15 protein-coding genes are annotated in these 15,065 nt (G+C 61.7%); 5 read left to right on the forward strand and 10 right to left on the reverse strand.

From position 1 onward, the window contains the following. Positions 1-4 precede the first annotated feature (4 nt). The gene (gene mutL / locus ACFO24_RS02375) at positions 5-1,969 is read right to left on the reverse strand and encodes a DNA mismatch repair endonuclease MutL (protein WP_377736592.1); all 1,965 of its coding nucleotides are present in this window, start codon (positions 1,967-1,969) and stop codon (positions 5-7) included. Positions 1,970-2,062: 93 nt separating this feature from the next. Next, complete coding sequence (locus ACFO24_RS02380; RefSeq protein WP_377736593.1) at positions 2,063-2,344, reverse strand: glycine zipper 2TM domain-containing protein; 282 nt, start codon at positions 2,342-2,344, stop codon at positions 2,063-2,065. A gap of 168 nt (positions 2,345-2,512) precedes the next feature. Between ACFO24_RS02380 and ACFO24_RS02385 the strand changes: the two genes are divergently transcribed. Then, positions 2,513-3,166, forward strand: coding sequence for a DedA family protein (locus tag ACFO24_RS02385; protein WP_377736594.1), 654 nt, complete (start codon positions 2,513-2,515; stop codon positions 3,164-3,166). 79 nt (positions 3,167-3,245) lie between these two features. On the opposite strand, the gene ACFO24_RS02390 is transcribed toward ACFO24_RS02385, so the two are convergent. After that, complete coding sequence (locus ACFO24_RS02390; protein WP_377736595.1) at positions 3,246-4,676, reverse strand: N-acetylmuramoyl-L-alanine amidase; 1,431 nt, start codon at positions 4,674-4,676, stop codon at positions 3,246-3,248. Then, a complete protein-coding gene (gene tsaE, locus ACFO24_RS02395) occupies positions 4,673-5,182 on the reverse strand; it encodes a tRNA (adenosine(37)-N6)-threonylcarbamoyltransferase complex ATPase subunit type 1 TsaE (protein WP_377736596.1) in 510 nt (169 codons plus the stop codon). Before tsaE ends, ACFO24_RS02390 begins: the two co-directional genes overlap by 4 nt. A gap of 81 nt (positions 5,183-5,263) precedes the next feature. On the opposite strand from tsaE, the gene queG reads away from it, so the two are divergent. Both queG and xerD read left to right on the forward strand, forming a co-directional pair. Continuing rightward, the gene (gene queG, locus ACFO24_RS02400; protein ID WP_377736760.1) at positions 5,264-6,340 is read left to right on the forward strand and encodes a tRNA epoxyqueuosine(34) reductase QueG; all 1,077 of its coding nucleotides are present in this window, start codon (positions 5,264-5,266) and stop codon (positions 6,338-6,340) included. Positions 6,341-6,363: 23 nt separating this feature from the next. Further along, on the forward strand, positions 6,364-7,293 hold the full coding sequence (gene xerD / locus ACFO24_RS02405; protein WP_377736598.1) for a site-specific tyrosine recombinase XerD: 930 nt from the start codon (positions 6,364-6,366) through the stop codon (positions 7,291-7,293). A 26-nt stretch (positions 7,294-7,319) separates the two neighbouring features. On the opposite strand, the gene ACFO24_RS02410 is transcribed toward xerD, so the two are convergent. The 3 genes from ACFO24_RS02410 to ACFO24_RS02420 all read right to left on the reverse strand — a co-directional run bounded on the left by ACFO24_RS02410 (position 7,320) and on the right by ACFO24_RS02420 (position 10,768). Further along, complete coding sequence (locus ACFO24_RS02410) at positions 7,320-8,585, reverse strand: EAL and HDOD domain-containing protein (protein ID WP_377736600.1); 1,266 nt, start codon at positions 8,583-8,585, stop codon at positions 7,320-7,322. Positions 8,586-8,680: 95 nt separating this feature from the next. Continuing rightward, positions 8,681-9,919 carry an EAL and HDOD domain-containing protein gene (locus tag ACFO24_RS02415; RefSeq protein ID WP_377736602.1) on the reverse strand — a complete coding sequence of 413 codons (1,239 nt, stop codon included), beginning with the start codon at positions 9,917-9,919 and terminating at the stop codon, positions 8,681-8,683. A 42-nt stretch (positions 9,920-9,961) separates the two neighbouring features. Next, complete coding sequence (locus tag ACFO24_RS02420) at positions 9,962-10,768, reverse strand: ferritin-like domain-containing protein (protein ID WP_377736603.1); 807 nt, start codon at positions 10,766-10,768, stop codon at positions 9,962-9,964. A gap of 54 nt (positions 10,769-10,822) precedes the next feature. Here ACFO24_RS02420 and ACFO24_RS02425 point away from each other — a divergent pair, with 54 nt between their 5' ends. Continuing rightward, positions 10,823-11,347, forward strand: a complete 525-nt coding sequence (locus ACFO24_RS02425) for a gamma carbonic anhydrase family protein (protein WP_377736605.1) — start codon at positions 10,823-10,825, stop codon at positions 11,345-11,347. Between the two features lie 43 nt (positions 11,348-11,390). Then, positions 11,391-12,377, forward strand: coding sequence for an Hsp33 family molecular chaperone HslO (hslO, locus tag ACFO24_RS02430; RefSeq protein ID WP_377736606.1), 987 nt, complete (start codon positions 11,391-11,393; stop codon positions 12,375-12,377). 65 nt (positions 12,378-12,442) lie between these two features. On the opposite strand, the gene ACFO24_RS02435 is transcribed toward hslO, so the two are convergent. From ACFO24_RS02435 to kdsA, 3 genes are all read right to left on the reverse strand, one after another. Next, positions 12,443-12,718 (reverse strand): FtsB family cell division protein, encoded by a 276-nt coding sequence (locus tag ACFO24_RS02435; protein WP_377736608.1) that lies wholly within the window; start codon positions 12,716-12,718, stop codon positions 12,443-12,445. Between the two features lie 66 nt (positions 12,719-12,784). Further along, entirely contained in the window at positions 12,785-14,071 is a 1,287-nt protein-coding gene (gene eno / locus ACFO24_RS02440; RefSeq protein WP_207573881.1) for a phosphopyruvate hydratase, read from the reverse strand. Positions 14,072-14,120: 49 nt separating this feature from the next. Continuing rightward, positions 14,121-14,978: a 3-deoxy-8-phosphooctulonate synthase gene (gene kdsA, locus ACFO24_RS02445; protein ID WP_377736611.1), complete on the reverse strand. Its 858-nt coding sequence runs from the start codon at positions 14,976-14,978 to the stop codon at positions 14,121-14,123. Positions 14,979-15,065 lie beyond the last annotated feature (87 nt).

Genomic DNA, 15,065 nt, shown 5'->3' on the forward strand with positions numbered 1-15,065 from the left:
AGGGTTAGCGGCCGCGCAGAAACAGGCCATCGAGCTCGGCCATGCTCAACTGCCGCCAGGTAGGGCGGCCATGGTTGCATTGGTCGGCGCGGTCGGTCTGCTCCATCTGGCGCAGCAGGGCGTTCATTTCATCAAGGGTCAGGCGCCGGTGCGCCCGCACGGCCCCATGGCAGGCCATGGTGGCCAGGATTTCATGGCGGGCGCGGGCCACCAGGGTGCTGGCCTCGTGCTGGTGCAGCTCGGCCAGCACGCTGCGGGCCAGTTCCACCGCATCGCCTTGTGCCAAGAGGGCGGGCACGGCCCGCACCGCCAGGGTTTTGGGCGAGAACGGAACCACCTCCAGCCCCAAGGTGGCCAAGGTGGCGCTGTGCGCTTCGGCAGCGGCCACTTCTTGCGGGGTGGCGGCAAAGGTGGCGGCAATCAGCAAGGGCTGGCTGGCAATGGGCTGGTCGTGGCCCACCTGGGTTTTCAGGCGCTCGTACACGATGCGCTCGTGCGCGGCGTGCATATCGACGATGACCATGCCCTGGGCGTTTTCCGCCAGGATGTAAATGCCGTGGATTTGCGCCACGGCGCGGCCCAGCGGCCAGTGCTGGGCCGGGGCCGCTGCTGGCGGAGCGCTGGCTTCGGCCGAGGGAGCTTTGGCAGCAGGGGCGGTGGCTGGGTGGCTTTCTTGCACTTGCCATGCGGGCGGCGGGCTGGCTTCGCGCAGCGGTGCCCACAGGGCCTGCATGTGTGTGGGGGTCAGCGCGGTGGCCGCCGCAGGCGTTGCCGCAGCGGTGAACGCCGGGGCGAACGCCGAGGGCCCAGCGGCCGACAAGGGCATGGCCAACTGCTGCTGGGGTGTGCTTTGGGCACTGGCGGGCGCAGGCTGGGGGGCGGCATCCGGCAGCTTGGCCTGGGCCGCCAGCCGCTGGGCACGGGGCACGGCCAGGGCATCTTCGATGGCGTGCTTGATGGCCTGGTGGACTTCGCGGCTGTCGCGAAAGCGCACTTCAATCTTGGTGGGGTGGACGTTTACATCCACCCGCAGCGGGTCAATGCGGACGTACAGCGCATACATGGGCTGCTTGTGGCCATGCAGCACGTCTTCATAGGCGGCCTTGGCCGCGTGCTGGATGACTTTGTCACGCACAAAGCGGCCATTCACATAGCAGTACTGCTGGTCAGCCCGGTTGCGGGCCGCATCGGGCAGCCCGGCGCGGCCCGAGATGGTGATGGCGCCGTTGTTAAAAATACGGTGTACGGGCAGGCTGTTATCGACAAATTCCTGCCCCAGCACATCGGCCAGGCGCCGCGCCAGGGCTTGGCTGGGCTCGGTCTCGGGGGGCACGGCCCGCCATTGCTCGACCAGTTTGCCCTCGTGCCAGATGGCAAAACCGACATCCGGGCGGGCCAGGGCGTGGCGGCGCACGCTTTCGATGCAGTGGGCCAGCTCAGTGGCATCGGTTTTTAAAAACTTGCGCCGCGCGGGGGTGGAGAAGAACAGCTCTTTGACCTCCAGCGTCGTGCCGGGGGCGCGGGCGGCGCGGCGCAGTTCGCCGCTGCGGGCATCGAGCAGCCAGGCGCTGTCGGCCTCGGGCGGGCGCGAGAGGATGCTGGTTTGCGAGACCGAGGCAATCGCCGCCAGCGCCTCGCCGCGAAAGCCCATGGTGGTCACGCCCTCCAGCTCCTGCAGATCGTGCACCTTGCTGGTGGCGTGGCGGCGCAGGGCAATGGGCAGTTCGGCCGGTGGGATGCCGCCGCCGTCATCCTCCACGCTGATCAGGCGCACCCCGCCCGCCAACAGCCGCACGGTGATCTGGCGGGCCCCGGCATCCAGCGCGTTATCAACCAATTCGCGCACCACCGAGGCGGGGCGCTCGACCACCTCGCCAGCGGCAATCTGGCTGATCAGTTCGTCGGGCAGGTCTTGGATGGCGCGGCGCGGGGGGGAAGGGGGGGCAGGCAAGGCGGAGGTGCTGGTCATTGCTGCGATTTTATGCACCTGCGCCGCCCTTGCTTGGCACAGCGGATCTGGCCGCTGTGCGTGCGCAGCCGAGCTTAGATCGTGAACACGTTCTTAGTCGTCGTAGTGGTAGTGGCGATGCTTGTTGTGTTTTTTGCGTTTTTGGTGCGAGTGGCCGTCGCTGCGTTTGCCAATCTCATTGCCGATCACGGCTCCGGCAGCCGCTCCGCCGATGGTGCCCAAGGTGGTGCCAAAAACGGCATCGCCCAGCAAGCCGCCGGCCACGGCCCCCGCGCCGGTGCCAATTTGGGCATTGCTGGGCTGGTGGGCGCAACCGGCCAGGCCCAGTGCCAGTGCCAAGGTGGTGCCGAGGATGAGTGTTTTGCTGCGGGTCATAAGATGATCCTCCGAATAATGTTACGCATACCCGTACTGTGCCAGCGCAATCGGTAAGCAGGCTTTACCAGAGGTAAAGTTCTCTGCCCGATTGCGAGTGTTTGTGAGAAAGCGCGGTGCGCAGCGCTACAGTACGCGGTTCTTTTGTTGCTGCCCAGAGGCTGTGTTGTGGAAATTGCCGCGTTTTTGATCGACTTCATTCTGCATATCGACAAGCATTTGCAGGATTTTGTGGTGGCCTACGGCCCCTGGGTGTATGCCCTGTTGTTTTTGATTGTGTTTGTCGAAACCGGGGTGGTGGTCATGCCGTTTTTGCCGGGCGATTCTCTGCTGTTTATTGTGGGGGCCATGTGTGGCGCGGGGCTGATGGATTTCACCTTGGCCATGGTGGTGCTGCTGGTGGCGGCGATTTTGGGCGACCAGTGCAATTACACGATTGGCCGCATGATTGGCCCCAAAGTGTTCCAGTGGGAGGATTCGCGCTGGTTCAACCGCCGCGCGTTTGAGCAGGCGCACAGTTTTTACGAGCGCTACGGCGGCGTGACCATCATCCTGGCGCGGTTCATGCCGTTCATTCGCACCTTTGCGCCGTTTGTGGGCGGGGTGGCGGCCATGTCGCGCAGCAAGTTCACGCTGTTCAATGTGGTCGGCGCATTTATTTGGGTGCTGGGTATTGGCACGGCGGGCTACTTTTTTGGCAATTTGCCCTGGGTGCAGGCCAACTTGGAAAAAATCATCTGGGGCTTGATTTTGGTGCCCGGTTTGATCGCCATTTACGGCAGCTGGCACGCTGGGCGAAAAGAGAAGGCTTTAAAAGCATAGCTGTTACCGCTCTAAATAAAAGGACTTCAAGGCAATAACACCTTGAAGTCCTTTTTTTATCAGCGCAAGCAGCTTTCTTTTAAATAGAGCGCGAGCGGGCCGTGGGCGGGAATTTGGCAAAGTACTGGCGGATGCCTTGCATGATGGCATCGGCCAGCTTAGCCTGGTAGGCCGGCGAGCGCAGGCGCAGCTCTTCGTCGGGGTTGCTGATAAAGGCGGTTTCGATCAGCACGCTGGGGATGTCCGGGGCCTTGAGCACGGCAAAACCAGCCTGCTCCACCTTGGGTTTGTGCAGCTTGGCAAAGCCGCCAATGTGGCTGAGCACGGCGCTGCCCAGGTGCAGGCTGTCGCGAATTTGGGCCGTGGTGCTCATGTCCAGCACGGCGTTTTGCACGGCTTTGTTTTTGCTGGTGACGTTTACCCCGCCGATCAGGTCGGCCTGATTTTCTTTGTCGGCCAGCCAGCGGGCTGCCGCGCTGGACGCGCCTTTGGGGCTCAGGGCAAACACGCTGGCCCCCTTGGCCGAGGGTTTGGTAAACGCATCGGCGTGGATGCTGATGAATAAATCGGCCTGCACGCGCCGCGCTTTGCTCACGCGCGTGGCCAAGGGCACAAAAAAATCGGCATCGCGGGTGAGAAAGGCCCGCATCGGGTTGCCATTGATGCGGGTGGCGTTGATGCGCTGGCGCAGCAGCAGGGCGATTTTCAGCACGATGTCTTTTTCGCGCGTGCCCCGGGGGCCAATGGCACCGGGGTCTTCGCCGCCGTGGCCGGGGTCCAGGGCGACGATGATGATGCGCTCGGTGGGCCCGGCGGTTTTGGTGCTGGGCGCAGGTTGCGCAGGTTGCGCCGGGGCGGTGGCCACTTGGGCCGGGGCACTGGGGGGCGCTGCAGTGGCCGGGGCTGCGGGCTCTGCCTGGGCCGTTTGGGCCGTTTGGCGCTGGGCGATGAGCTGGCTGAGCGGATCATCGTCGTGCGCGGGGGCCGCCGCCGTCGCCGCCGCCGTGTTGGCGGCCAGTTCGCTGCTGCCGGGCAGGCGCTCTTGAATCAGTTGGGCCAGGGGGTCGAGCTCTTGCGCCGGGTACAAGTCCAGCACCAGGCGGTGCTGGTAGGGCGGCACCGGCTTTAAGGTGAAGACCTGCGGGTTGGCCGCCTGCTTCAAATCGAGCACCATGCGCACCACGTTGGGGCTGTTTTGGCCGATGCGGATGGAGGCGATATTGGGGTCATCGGGCTGCACTTTGACGGCCAGCTCTTTGAGCGTGTTGGTCAGCTGCATGCCCTGAATATCCACCGCCAGGCGCGGCGGATTGGGGATGAAGGTTTGCGTGGTCTTGAGCGGTTTGTCCGATTCGAGCGTGACGCGGGAATAGTCCGGCGCAGGCCAGACCCGCACGGCCACCACGCTGGCGCCAAAGGCAATTTGCTGGCGACCCAATAGGAAGGCCAAGGTGCCCGCTTGCAATAAACGGCGGCGGGGGTGGGAAACAAGGGGGCGGTTAGCGCTCATGAAAACCAGGCTTGCAAAAGTTGCGTACCGCAGGCACTGAGGGGGCGCAGATGCACGCGGCGTTGGGTGTCGTCAATGGCTTCGATATGGATAGCTACATCGGCTTGTGGGGCAAGGCCGGCAGCTTTTTCCGGCCATTCTGCCAGCTTCAATCCGGGGCTGGCGAAAATGTCCCGAAAACCGGCATCTTCCCACTCCAGCGGATCGTCAAAACGGTAAAAGTCAAAATGCCAGATGGCCAGCTGCGGCAGGTCGTAGGACTCGACCACGGCGTAGGTCGGGCTTTTGATACGCCCTGGCACACCCAGGGCCTGCAGCAAATGGCGCACCAGCGTGGTTTTGCCCGCACCCAGGTTGCCGTGCAGGGTGATAAAGGCCTGGGCCAGGGCCGAGTTGGCCATCATCTTGTGGGCCAATTGCTGGGCAAAGGCGGCGGTATCGGCTTCACTCGACCAGGTCAGCGTGACACCGGGGTGCGCCTGCGGGCGCTGGGGGGAATCGGGCATTTTTACAATCGGGCGCTTATGCACGCAAAAAATCACAGTCAAGAAAACCAAGCCCAAGCAAGCCAAGCCTGGCTGGCCCGCATCACCGCCTGGGCCAAAGAGCTGGGATTTTCGCAAATTGGCGTCGCCGGTGTGGATTTGTCCTCCAGTGAGCCGGGTTTGCTGCGCTGGTTGGAGCAAGGCTTTCACGGCCAGATGCACTACATGGCGGCGCATGGCCTCAAGCGTGCCCGCCCGGCCGAGCTGGTGCCCGGCACGGTCAGCGTCATCACCGCCCGCATGAATTACCTGCCGGTCGATACCCCGGCCGATTGGCAAGAGCGCGAGTGGCAGCGCCTGCGCCATCCGCAAGAGGCCATCATCTCGGTCTATGCCCGAGGGCGCGATTACCACAAGGTGCTGCGGGCCCGCTTGCAAAAACTGGCCGAGCGCATGGCCCAAGAGCTGGGGCCGTTTGGCTACCGCGCGTTCACCGATTCGGCCCCGGTGCTCGAGGCCGAGCTGGCCCGGCGCAGCGGCCAGGGCTGGCGCGGCAAGCACAGCCTGGTGCTCAACCGCGAGGCCGGTTCGACCTTTTTTTTGGGCGAAATCTACGTCGATCTGCCTTTGCCGCCGACCGAGCCGGTCAGCGTGCACTGCGGCAGCTGCACCGCGTGCCTGGATGCCTGCCCGACGGGGGCCATCGTCGCACCGGGGCAGGTGGATGCGCGCCGCTGCATCTCGTACCTGACGATTGAGTACGGTGGCAGCATCCCCGAAGACTTGCGCCCCAAAATGGCCAACCGCATCTATGGCTGTGACGATTGCCAACTGGCCTGCCCCTGGAACAAGTTTGCCCAGCCCAGTGTGCTGGCCGATTTTGCGGTGCGCCCTGGCCTGCAGGATGTGGGCCTGGCCGAGCTGTTTGCCTGGGACGAGGCCAGCTTTCTGCGCCGCACCGAAGGCAGCCCCATCCGCCGCATTGGCCATGAAAAATGGGTACGCAATATTGCCGTGGCGCTGGGCAATGCCCTGCGCCAAGCCCCGGATGCGGCCACGGCGCAAGCGATTGCGACCACTTTGGCAACGCGCCTGGACGATCCCAGTGCGCTGGTGCGCGAGCATGTGCAGTGGGCCTTGGCACAGCACCCGCGCCTACCGCCAGCACCGCCTTTTTAGGGCGGCGGCTACTATTGCCGACTATGACCAATCTGGGAACGACCGATAAAGAGGCCCTGCTGGCGGCCAGCTGGAGCAGTTTGGATGCTTTTTTGGAGACCCTGCTGCTCCAAGACGGGCTGGCTGAAAACACCTTGAAAGCCTACCGGCGCGATGCCAGCGCCTGTGCGCAGTTTTTGGCCGAACGCGGTGTGAGCCTGGATGGCGCACAGACGCAGGATTTGCAAGCCTGGCAAGCCCAGCGTGCGGCCCAAGGGGCCAAGGCCACTTCCAGCAACCGGGGCTTGAGTGTGTTGCGCCGCTATTACCACTGGGCCTTGCAAGAGCAACGCTTGCAGCACGATCCCAGCGTGCTGCTGTTGGCCGCCAAGCGCCCGCCCCGCGTGCCCCATGTGCTCAGTGAGGCACAAGTGGAGCAGCTGCTGGCCGCGCCCGATACCTCCACCCCTTTGGGCCTGCGGGATCGGGCGATGCTGGAGCTGCTGTATGCCAGCGGCTTGCGCGTGAGCGAACTGGTGGGCTTGCAGTTGCAGCACATGGATGTGCAGCAAGGGGTGGTGCGGGTGCTGGGCAAAGGCCGTAAAGAGCGCCTGGTGCCCTTTGGTCAAGTGGCCAGCGATTGGCTGCAGTCGTATTTAGAGCAAGCCCGCAGCGCAATTTTGGCGGGTCAGCGCAGCCACGATTGCTTTGTCACCCAGCGCGGTAGCGCCATGTCGCGGGCCATGTTTTGGGTGCTGGTAAAAAAATATGCGCTGCAGGCGGGGATCAGCGTGCCACTGTCGCCGCACACCCTGCGCCATGCGTTTGCCACGCATTTGCTCAACCACGGCGCTGACTTGCGGGTGGTGCAGCTGCTCTTGGGGCATGCCGATATTTCTACCACGCAGATTTACACCCACATTGCCCGCGCGCGCCTGCAGCAATTGCATGCCCAGCATCACCCGCGTGGCTGAGGGCGGGGGCAAGCGGGGGCCGCCCTTCAGTTCATGTCGTCGAACGTTTCGGCCCAGGCCAAGGCTTGCAAATGGGCCCAATTGACCTGGTGATTGGACAGGTGCAGGGCATCGGTCAGGCGGGCAAAGTTGTCGTCATCGCCTTGTTCGCAGGCCAAAGTCAGCTCTAAGAAGGGGGCTAAGACACCGGTGCGGGTCAGCAAGGCATCGCGCACGGACTGCGGCAGGGCCACAGCATCCAAGGCCATCTCCATGGGGATGCCCAGCATGGAATCGAGCAGGGAGAACATGCCAACGATGAAGGCGTTGTCCACCTCTTCGGGGGTGAGCATCTCGGCCGCCAGCAGCTCCATCAAGCGGCCACGCACCACCGCGGTTTGGCCCACAGCGGGGGCGGTGTCGCTGCCGCGCGACGTGGTCAGCAGCAAAGCGGCCCAGCGAAAGAGCTTTTTCAAGCCCAAAATCATGACTGCATGGCGAAACGAGGTGACCTCAATCGACAGACCAAAACCGGCCGAATTGATAAAGCGCAGCAGGTTGAAGGACAGGGTGGGGTCTTTTTTCAGGAGCGCCTCAATCTCTGCCGTGCTGCCTTGGCTGCGCACCAGGTTGAGCAGCTGCATGATCACTGCCTGATTGGGCCGCACCGTTTTGGCCTGGATGACATCGGGCTTGGCAAACCAATAGCCTTGGAACAGCTTCACGCCCAAGGCCTTCATGCACTCGAACTGCTCTTTGGTCTCTACTTTTTCAGCAACGATGTGGGCTTTGGTGTACTTCTGGGTAAATTGCACAACGGCGGGCAGTTGCTCGGCCTTGATGTGCATCATGTCCAGTTTGATGAAGTCGGCCAGGGGCAGCCAGCTGGCGTATTCCTTGGTCAGCGCATGCTGGTCAAAAGCGATGCGAAAGCCGCGCTCTTTCAAGACACCCAATACGCCACAGCGGGCGGTAATGTCAAAGGCACAGCTGCCCGCAGGCATGGGGGGAACTTCCAGGACGACTTTTTCTGGGGCGATCAGCTCCAGGTGCCCGCCCGAGAGGCCATCGTGGGTGGTGTTGATAAACACCAGTTTTTTCCCCACCAAGGCTTCCGCGCCCGCGTACGACAGGGCGTTGAACAGCAAGGCGGCATCGCTGGCAGCGGTAAACGAGGCCGCACTGCGGTCAAACAACTCATAGCCGAAGACTTCGCGCTGCTCGTTCAAAATTGCCTGGCGGCCAACCAACGCATTGGCCTCTGTCTTGGTGGAGGTGGCGCCAGGAAGGGAGGAGTCGGGGGTGGTGCTCATACGTTGAATGAATAATGCCAAGCCTCAAGGGCTGATTGCTCTTAATGAAATAACTGTACCGCGATTGCCGGTGAACACAATGTCGCCTTGGTGCTTTAACCGTTGACCTGGTCACTCCAGGCCAGGGCTCGCAAGTGGGCCCAGTTGATTTGTTGGTTGGTCAGGCCCAGTTTTTCGGCAGCCTCGTCAAAAACAGAGTCATTATTGTTTTCGCAGGCCTTGGCCAGGGTGAGCAAATCGGCCAAGGGGCCCACTTGGTGGAGCAAGGCTTGGCGAATGGGCTCGGGCGCATGGATCAATTGCAGCGCGTCAGCAGTGGGGATGGACAGCATCAAATCGAGCAGCGAGAAAATGCCCGTGACAAACGCCATGTCCGCTTCTTCTTCGCTTAAAAACTCTTCGGCCAGCAACTCCATCAAGCGCCCGCGTACCACCGCTGTTTGGCCCAGGGAGGGCGGGGTATTGGCATATTTGGTGGCGGCCAGAAGCAAGGCCGCCCAGCGAAAAAGTTTTTTCAACCCCATGATGAGCACCGCATGGCGAAACGAGGTGACTTCGCGCTGCATGCCAAAGCTGGCGGAATTGATCAGGCGCAGCAGGTTAAAGGCCAAGCCGGCATCTTTTTTTAACACCTCTTCGAGTTCATCGGTGCTGGCCTGGCGGCGCAGCAAGGTGATGAGCTCGACCAGGCTGGTTTGGCGGGGGGCCAAAATTTTGGCTTCAAATACCGAAGGGCGGGCAAACCAAAAGCCTTGAAAGAGCTTGACCCCCATTTGTTGCAGCAGCTCAAACTGCTCAACGGTCTCCATTTTTGTGGCAATGAGCTGCGCCGTGCTGTGTTTTTGGGCGTACTGAATCAGCACCAGCCACTGGTCGCGTGGCAACACGGTTAAATCGAGCTTGATGTAGTTGGCCAGCGCCAGCCAGCCTGCGTACACCGAATCGAGCACAAAATGGCCAAACGACAGCTTGAAGCCGCGTTGCTTGAGCGTCTCCAACATGGGCAGGCGCAGATGGGCTTCAGCGCTGGCGCTGTGGCCCAGGTCTTGAATTTCCAGCACGATTTTGCTGGGGTCGAGCAGCTCCAGGTGGCCGCCAGCCAGGCTCTCGTGCGTGCAGTTCACAAACAGCAGTTTGTCGCCCATGATGTCTTCGGTGCCAGCGTGGGTCATGGCCGTAAACACCAGCAGCACATCGGAGGCGGCCGTGTGCTCGGCCGGGGCGCGCGAGCGGTTGAACAGTTCATAGCCGATGACCGATTTTTCACTATTGACAATGGCCTGGCGGGCAATCAAGGCGGTAGAGGCACCAACGGCAGCGGAGGGGGTAGTCATAAATAAAAAAACGAACGAAGGGGCGGAAAACAGGCCGGCCGATTATGCGGGTGGGCCCATCTCTAGCCAGGCAATCTCTTGCGCGGTAAAGCCTGCGGCGTGGCGGGCAGAGCGATTGAGTGGGGGCTTGGGCCACGGTGCCTGGTAGCGCTCAAGCAGTGCAGTGTAGTGGGCTTGGGGGGATACGCGTTGTTGCAAGCACAACCAGTTGTACCAATGGTTGCCAATGGCAACATGCCCCACTTCTTCGTGCAAGATGATATCCAATATTTTGCTAGCTTCTAGCGCATCATCAGAGCCAATTTTTTGAAGTTTTAATTGAATTTGTGGCGTGGCATCAAGGCCACGCGCTTCTAAAGTTCGGGGAACCAAGGCCATGCGGGCGGTGATGTCCTCGGCAGTTTTTTCGCACATGCTCCACAGCCCTTGGTGGGCGGGAAAGTCCCCATAAGCAAATCCGTGCTGCTGCAGCCAGGCGTCGATCAGTAAAAAATGCTTGCCCTCTTCCCCGGCGACCTGCAGCCAATCCAGGTAGTAGGCCGCAGGCATGTCGGCAAAGCGCCAAATCGCATCCAGCGCCAGATTGATGGCGTTGAACTCAATGTGTGCAATGGCATGCATCAGCACGGCCCGCCCTTGCAAGGTGGCGGGCGAACGCCGGGCCACCTGCGTGTGCGGCCGCAGCACCGGCCGGGCAGGGTGGCCGGGCAAGGGGGCATGGCAGTGCAGCACCGCCTGCGGCGCAATCGCATAGCGGTGTGCTTGGGCCAGCATGGCCATGGCGGCCTGGGCTTTTTCCTGCGGATTGCACAGGCACAAAACCTCCAAGGCATGATGTCGAAGTTGCATACGTGCGATTGTAGGTAGTGGGTAAATAACCTGAAGTTTTAACAAGGAGACCGTATGGCGGTGTATGAACTGGATGGCGTGGTGCCTGAAATTGCCGACTCGGCCTGGGTGGCCGACAGTGCCCAGGTGATCGGGCGCGTGACCTTAGAGGCCCAGGCCAGCCTGTGGTTTGGCGTGGTGGCCCGTGGCGATAGCGACCATTTGCACATTGGTGCGGGCAGCAATATCCAAGACAACACCGTGCTGCACGCCGATGCGGGCCAGCCTTTGCGCATTGGCCGCAATGTCACTGTGGGCCACAAGGCCATGCTGCATGGCTGCACGATTGGCGATGAATCGCTGATTGGCATTGGCGCGGTGGTGCTCAATGGGGCCAAAATTGGCAAGCACTGCCTGGTTGGTGCGGGGGCCTTGGTCACAGAGGGCAAAGAATTTCCTGACGGCAGCATGATTCTTGGCAGCCCCGCCAAGGTGGTGCGCCAGCTGACTGATGCACAAATCGAGGGCTTGCGCCGCAGCGCCCAGCACTACCGGGATAATGCGCAGCGTTTTAAAAAGGGGCTGCGCCACATCGGCTAAAGCGGTGCACTGCGCGCTTGTCTGCCCCGGCGAAAGGAAAACAATGTCTGAACTGCATAAATTTTTGTTTGATGGCCTGCCTGTGCGCGGCATGGTGGTGCGCCTGACCGATGCGTGGCAAGCCATCTTGCAGCGCCGTGCCGCCAATACCGAAACCGGGGCCTACCCCCGCGCGGTGCATGAATTGTTGGGTGAGATGACGGCGGCGGCTGTGCTGATGCAGTCCAACATCAAATTCAATGGTGCCTTGGTGTTTCAAATTTTTGGCGATGGCCCGGTCAAAGTGGCCGTCGCCGAGGTACACAGCAACCTGGCCCTGCGGGCCACGGCCACAGTGCATGGCACTGTGGACGGTGGTGCTGACCTGACCAGTTTGGTCAATGTGCATGGCCAGGGGCGCTGCGCCATCACCCTTGATCCGCAAGATCGCCAACCTGGCATGCAGCCGTACCAGGGCGTGGTGTCGCTGCAAAACGCGCAAGGCGACAGCGTGGCGACCTTGGCCCAGGCGTTGCAGCACTACATGCTCCAGTCCGAGCAGCTGGACACCACGGTGGTGCTGGCCGCCAATGACGAAGTGGCCGCTGGTCTGCTGATTCAGCGCATGCCGCTCAAAGGCCAAGACAATTTGGCCCGAGCCACCGAAAGCGCCAGCGATGCCGAGGATGCCCAGGGCGAAAACGAAGACTACCAACGCATCGCCACCTTGGCCGCGAGCTTGACGCGCGAGGAGTTGCTCAGCCTGGATGTCGATACCATTTTGCGCCGCCTGTTTTGGGAGGAAAAACTGCTGCGCTTTGTCCCGCAAACAGGCCCTAGCGGGCCGCACTTTGCCTGCACCTGCAGCCGTGAGCGGGTGCAAACCATGCTCAAAGGCCTGGGGCAGGAAGAGGTCGCCAGCGTGGTCGCTGAGCGCGGCTCGGTGGAGGTGGGGTGTGATTACTGCGGGGCCCAGTACCGGTTTGATCCGATTGACATTACCCAGCTGTTTACCGATACCAGCCACACGGCACCCGGTTCGGTGCAATAAACCCCATTGAAAAAAGCTGCCAAGGCAGCTTTTTTTTATAGCTTGTTGCGCAGACGCGGTAAGCCTTATTGGGTGATTTGAATATAAATTTCGCCGGGTTTGAGCATGCCCAGCTCGCCCCGAGCTTTTTCTTCCACCATCTCGTTGCCGTCTTTGAGGTCTTGCACTTCCGAGCGCAGGCGCTCGACCTCTTGCTGCACCAAAGCGTTGGCTTTTTGTTGTGCGTCAATTTGGGCCTGCAATGCCTGGGCGCGGGCCACGCCGCCGTCCCCCAGCCACAGTTGATTGTGGATCAGGGCCAGCAGGGCCAACAAAACGAGGGTGACGATGCGTCCAACCATGGCGGCTTGAAAACGCCCTCACGGGGAGGGCATTTTTGGGGTGTCCTTAATGGATTGAGGGGCGCATTAACGCAGGTTGTAGAACGCCGCGCGGCCTGGGTACTCGGCCACGTCGCCCAGGTCTTCCTCGATGCGCAGCAGCTGGTTGTACTTGGCGATGCGGTCAGAGCGGCTCATCGAGCCGGTCTTGATCTGGCCAGCGTTCAGGCCCACGGCGATGTCGGCAATGGTGCTGTCTTCGGTCTCGCCCGAGCGGTGCGAGATCACGGCGGTGTAACCGGCGCGTTTGGCCATTTCGATGGCAGCAAAGGTCTCGGTCAGCGTGCCGATCTGGTTGATTTTGATCAGGATGGAGTTGGCAATGCGCTTGTCGATGCCTTCTTTCAAAATCTTGGTGTTGGTCACGAACAGATCGTCGCCCACCAGCTGCACCTTGCTGCCCAGGCGCTCGGTGAGCAGCTTCCAGCCGTCCCAGTCGCCTTCGTGCATGCCGTCTTCAATGCTGATGATGGGGTATTTGTCGCACCAGCCCGCCAGCATGTCGGTCCACTGCGCAGCGGTTAGCGTCATATTGCCTTCACCGGCCAGCACGTACATGCCGTCTTTGTAGAACTCGCTGGCGGCGCAGTCCAGGCCCAGGGCGATTTGTTCGCCAGCCTTGTAGCCCGCTTTTTCGATGGCCTGGATGATCAGTTGGATGGCCGCTTCGTGGTTTTCCACGCTGGGGGCAAAACCGCCTTCATCGCCCACGGCGGTGCTCATGCCCTGGTCGTGGATGATGGCTTTGAGCGCGTGGAACACCTCGGCACCCCAGCGCACGGCTTCGCGGAAAGAGGGCGCGCCCACGGGGATGATCATGAACTCTTGCAGGTCCAGGCTGTTGTTGGCGTGCGCCCCGCCGTTGATGACGTTCATCATGGGCACGGGCAGTTGCACGCCGCCCATGCCGCCAAAGTAGCGGTACAGGGGCAGGCCGGCTTCTTCAGCCGCAGCGCGGGCCACGGCCATCGACACAGCCAACATGGCGTTGGCGCCCAGGCGCGATTTGTTGTCGGTGCCGTCCAGCTCGATCATGGTTTTGTCGAGGAAGGCTTGCTCGGCCGCATCCAGGCCAATCACGGCATTGGCGATGTCGTGGTTGATGTGCTCCACGGCTTTCAACACGCCCTTGCCCAGGTAGCGGCCTTTGTCGCCGTCGCGCAGCTCAATGGCTTCGCGCGAGCCGGTGGAGGCCCCCGAGGGCACCGCGGCGCGGCCCATCACGCCCGATTCCAGCAGCACGTCGCATTCGACGGTGGGGTTGCCGCGGCTGTCCAGCACTTCGCGGCCGACGATATCAACAATTGCACTCATGGTGTTTCCTTTGAAGTTTCAAAAAACTGGGGCCTGGCGCGGTGAAGGCTCAGGCCGAAAAATCGTTTTCCAAGAAGCCGTTTTGCTTGGTGATGGCATCGATTTGCACCAAGGTGGTCAGCAGGGCGTGCATGTGCTTGAGGGGCACGGCATTGGGGCCGTCCGACCAGGCCTGGGCCGGATCGGGGTGGGTTTCCATGAAAAAACCGGCCACGCCCACGGCCGCACCGGCACGCGCCAGCACGGGCACCATGTCGCGGGCACCGCCGCTGACAGCGCCCAGGCCGCCGGGTTTTTGCACCGAGTGGGTCACGTCAAACACCACGGGGGCACCGCTTTGGCGCATGTGCGCCAGGCTGGTCATATCGGCCACCAGGTTGTTGTAGCCAAAGCTGACCCCGCGCTCGCAGGCCAGAAAGCGGTCTTCGCTCAGGCCCACTTCGGCCGCAGCCGCACGGGCTTTGTCGATGACGTTTTTCATGTCCCAGGGGGCGAGGAACTGGCCTTTTTTAATGTTCACCGGCTTGCCCGATTGCGCCACGGCGCGGATGAAATCGGTTTGGCGGCACAAGAAGGCGGGGGTTTGCAGCACATCGACGACGCTGGCCACCTCGGCCACTTGGGCGGCTTCGTGTACGTCGGTCAGGATGGGCAGCTGCAACTGGCGGCGCACTTCGTCCAGGATGTTCAGCCCCGCATCCATCCCCACGCCGCGCTGGCTGTTGCCCGAGGAGCGGTTGGCTTTGTCAAACGAGCCTTTGTAGATCAGCGGGATGCCCAGCGCGGTGCAGCTTTCTTTGAGCTGGCCGGCCACATCCAGCGACATTTGCAAGCCCTCGATCGAGCAGGTGCCGGCAATCAGGAAAAAGGGCTGGTCCAGGCCAACGTTAAAACCGCAAAGTTGCATAGTGGTCTTTGAATAATCAGAGCTGTTTGCGCTTTATTCTTCAGCTTTTCAAGGGGTTTTAGCCCTTCATTGGCCGAATTTAGTGCG

Source organism: Comamonas denitrificans, assembly GCF_042654745.1.
In the GTDB taxonomy this organism is placed as follows: domain Bacteria; phylum Pseudomonadota; class Gammaproteobacteria; order Burkholderiales; family Burkholderiaceae_C; genus Comamonas; species Comamonas denitrificans.

Excerpts from the sequence above, each read along its gene's own strand:
- mutL (WP_377736592.1), bottom strand. The coding sequence starts at position 1,969 with ATGACCAGCACCTCCGCCTTGCCTGCCCCCCCTTCCCCCCCGCGCCGC.
- ACFO24_RS02380 (WP_377736593.1), bottom strand. The coding sequence starts at position 2,344 with ATGACCCGCAGCAAAACACTCATCCTCGGCACCACCTTGGCACTGGCA.
- ACFO24_RS02390 (WP_377736595.1), bottom strand. The coding sequence starts at position 4,676 with ATGAGCGCTAACCGCCCCCTTGTTTCCCACCCCCGCCGCCGTTTATTG.
- tsaE (WP_377736596.1), bottom strand. The coding sequence starts at position 5,182 with ATGCCCGATTCCCCCCAGCGCCCGCAGGCGCACCCCGGTGTCACGCTG.
- xerD (WP_377736598.1), top strand. The coding sequence starts at position 6,364 with ATGACCAATCTGGGAACGACCGATAAAGAGGCCCTGCTGGCGGCCAGC.
- ACFO24_RS02410 (WP_377736600.1), bottom strand. The coding sequence starts at position 8,585 with ATGAGCACCACCCCCGACTCCTCCCTTCCTGGCGCCACCTCCACCAAG.
- ACFO24_RS02415 (WP_377736602.1), bottom strand. The coding sequence starts at position 9,919 with ATGACTACCCCCTCCGCTGCCGTTGGTGCCTCTACCGCCTTGATTGCC.
- ACFO24_RS02420 (WP_377736603.1), bottom strand. The coding sequence starts at position 10,768 with ATGCAACTTCGACATCATGCCTTGGAGGTTTTGTGCCTGTGCAATCCG.
- ACFO24_RS02425 (WP_377736605.1), top strand. The coding sequence starts at position 10,823 with ATGGCGGTGTATGAACTGGATGGCGTGGTGCCTGAAATTGCCGACTCG.
- hslO (WP_377736606.1), top strand. The coding sequence starts at position 11,391 with ATGTCTGAACTGCATAAATTTTTGTTTGATGGCCTGCCTGTGCGCGGC.
- ACFO24_RS02435 (WP_377736608.1), bottom strand. The coding sequence starts at position 12,718 with ATGGTTGGACGCATCGTCACCCTCGTTTTGTTGGCCCTGCTGGCCCTG.
- eno (WP_207573881.1), bottom strand. The coding sequence starts at position 14,071 with ATGAGTGCAATTGTTGATATCGTCGGCCGCGAAGTGCTGGACAGCCGC.
- kdsA (WP_377736611.1), bottom strand. The coding sequence starts at position 14,978 with ATGCAACTTTGCGGTTTTAACGTTGGCCTGGACCAGCCCTTTTTCCTG.